Origin of the sequence: Spirulina sp. 06S082 (assembly GCF_034932145.1) — a bacterium.
In the GTDB taxonomy this organism is placed as follows: domain Bacteria; phylum Cyanobacteriota; class Cyanobacteriia; order Cyanobacteriales; family Spirulinaceae; genus CCY15215.
This window is the reverse complement of record NZ_JAYGHV010000466.1, coordinates 1-2,959: the sequence shown is the minus strand read 5'-3', so window position 1 is coordinate 2,959 and position 2,959 is coordinate 1. Positions and strand designations below refer to the sequence as shown.

2 protein-coding genes and 1 pseudogene are annotated in these 2,959 nt (G+C 47.8%); all 3 read left to right on the top strand.

From position 1 onward, the window contains the following. Positions 1–235 (top strand): hypothetical protein (locus VB714_RS27015; protein WP_323228415.1); only part of this gene is annotated, 235 nt, incomplete at its 5' end. An 86-nt stretch (positions 236–321) separates the two neighbouring features. After that, a complete protein-coding gene (locus tag VB714_RS27010) occupies positions 322–660 on the top strand; it encodes a XisI protein (protein ID WP_416309811.1) in 339 nt (112 codons plus the stop codon). A 114-nt stretch (positions 661–774) separates the two neighbouring features. After that, positions 775–2,959, top strand: a pseudogene (locus tag VB714_RS27005) (DEAD/DEAH box helicase family protein); the annotation flags it as partial.

Below are 2,959 nucleotides of genomic sequence, written 5' to 3'. Positions count from 1 at the left end.
GAAAAATTATCAGAATAAATCCATCCAAATCATGCCAAACTCAAACTATCCTTTTGCCCGCGAACTCATTACCGACACCGACGGCAATATCCAAAAAGTCATCCTCAACTATCAAGACTATACCCACCTCCTAGAACTTTTAGAAGACCAAGGGCTTTATAGTGCCATGTTACCCACCCTCTCCGAAACCCCCCTCAACCGCGAACAAGCCCTAAAAATGCTCGAAGAAAAATGAAAGTTCAATACCTTCCCACCTTTATCAAAGACCTCAAAAAACTGAGAAAACAACCCGTTTACGACCAAATTCTACCCATTTATTCAATGGATAACCTAACCCATACCCTCCAACAAGCCACCATCAAAGTCCTGCAAGATTATCGCGACTTTCTCGGCCATGACCCCGAAAGCGAATTACACCTTGTTTTTGATGAAAAAACCCATCATTACATCCTTTTAGAAACAGGTTGGCACAAAAACCAAAGAATTTACGGCAACCTCATCCACCTGCAAATTATCAACGGCAAAATCTGGATTCAACAAGACGGAACAGAAGCGGGAATTGCTGGCGAACTCCTCGATCGCGGTATTTCCCACCAGCAGATCGTCCTCGCCTTTAAAACCCTAGAACGCCGAAAAATTACCGATTTTGCTGTCATTTAAAACAGAATTTAGTACGATCTATTAAAATCGAAATTGATAACATTGATGAAGAAGTCGAATGCGATCGTACAATAGAAAGCGAGGCGATCGAACCACTAACCGATAACTGAGATAATGCCCTCAAACTTCACTTTCCTCAAAACCCCCTTTCCCCAAATCTTCGACCATGCCGCCAAGGCCGAAGGACTGACCTATAGCGCCCCCCGTGCCAGTTGCTTCTATACCCGCTTCACCCTAGAACAAGCCGTAATTTGGCTCTACGATAACGATCCCTACTTAAAACTCCCCTACGATGATAACCTCAGCGCCCTCATCCACGAGAGAACCTTTCAAGAAAATCTTTCCCCTGGAATATTCCCCAAACTCCGCACTATCCAAAAAATGGGCAACGTCGCCGTACATCGTGCCGTTACCGTCAGCAAAAAAGACTCTCTACACCTGATCGAAGAACTCTTTCATGTCCTCTATTGGCTTTGTCGTTACTACTCCCCCAACGGCAAAAACCTCGCTAAACTTGACTTTGACCCCCAACTCATCCCCCAAGCCACAGAAAGCGACACCAAAGAACTCACCCGGAAACAACTGCAAAAACTCGCCAGCGAACTCTCTCAAACCCAAGAGATGAAACGTATCGCCGAAGAGAGACAGAAACAAACCGAAAGCGAACTCGCTGCCGTTAAAGCCCGACTTGATGCCCTCCTCACCGTTAATAAAAGCGATCGCGATCGCCACGACTATAACGAAAAACAAACCCGCGATCGCCTCATCGATATCGACCTCCAAGAAATGGGCTGGGACCTCAGCCATGCCGACGCGATCGAGTATCCCGTGACAGGAATGCCCAAAGCTGTCAGCCCTTCCGGTAGAGGCAAAATTGATTATGTCCTCTGGGATGACAACGGGCTACCCCTCGCCATCGTCGAAGCCAAACGCAGCCGCACAAACCCCCAAGCTGGGCCACAACAGGCGAAACTTTACGCCGACTGTTTAGAGCAAAAATTCAATCAACGCCCCATTATTTTCTACAGCAACGGCTATCAAACTTATATCTGGGACGATCTCAACTATCCCCCCCGAGAAATTCACGGCTTCCTGAAAAAAGAAGAACTACAATATCTCATCTGGCAGCGCAATAATAGCAAACCCCTGCACGAACTCGAAATAAACCCCAACATTGCTGGCGGCGATCGCATCTATCAAACCGAAGCCATTCGCCGCATTAGCGAAAACTTCAGCCAACGCAGCCGTAAAGCCCTCCTGGTCATGGCCACCGGTACCGGCAAAACCCGCACCGCGATCGCCCTTGTGGATCTACTCATGAAAGCCAACCGGGTCAAAAGAATCCTCTTTCTCGCCGATCGCACCAGCCTCGTCATCCAAGCACAACGGGCATTTAACAAACATTTGCCGGATCTGAATACCGTCAACTTGACCCAAGAAAAAGATATCCAAGGGGCGAATGGGATTTTCTCCACCTATCCCACCATCATGAACGAAATTAACAAAGTGGAGAGAGAAGGCAGAAAGATCGGACCCGGCTATTTCGATCTGGCGATCGTCGATGAAGCCCATCGCAGCGTTTACAAAAAATACCGCTATCTCTTCGATTATTTTGACACCCTCCTCCTGGGACTTACCGCCACCCCCAGGGATGAAATTAACCGCGATACTTATCAAATCTTCAACCTCGAACAGGGTAATCCTACCTTTGCCTATGAACTCAATAATGCCATCCAAGACGGTCATCTCGTCCCCCCCAAAGGCATTCGCGTCCCCTTTAACTTTATGCGATCGGGTATCACTTATAACGAACTTTCTCCCGAAGAACGAGAAGAATATGAAGAACGCTTTCTCGATGCAGAAACCGGGGCAATTCCCGAGGCGATCGATGCAACCGCCCTCAATAACTGGCTTTTTAACGGCAACACCATCGACCAAGCCCTAGAAGTCCTGATGCTATTGGGGTCATACGTCGATGGAGGCGATCGCCTGGGAAAAACCATCATTTTCGCCCGCAACCATAACCACGCCGTAGAAATTGAAAAACGCTTCAATAGCAACTATCCCCATTATAAGGGTGCATTCGCCAGAATTATCGACAGCCACGATCCTTATGCCCAAAGCCTTCTCGATGACTTTCCGAAGCAAATAAATCCCCCGCGATCGCCATTTCCGTCGATATGCTCGATACTGGGGTAGACGTGCCGGAAGTGGTAAATTTAGTATTTTTCAAACCCGTTTACTCCCGAGTCAAATTCAACCAAATGATAGGACGAGGAACCCGCCTCTGCCCCGATCT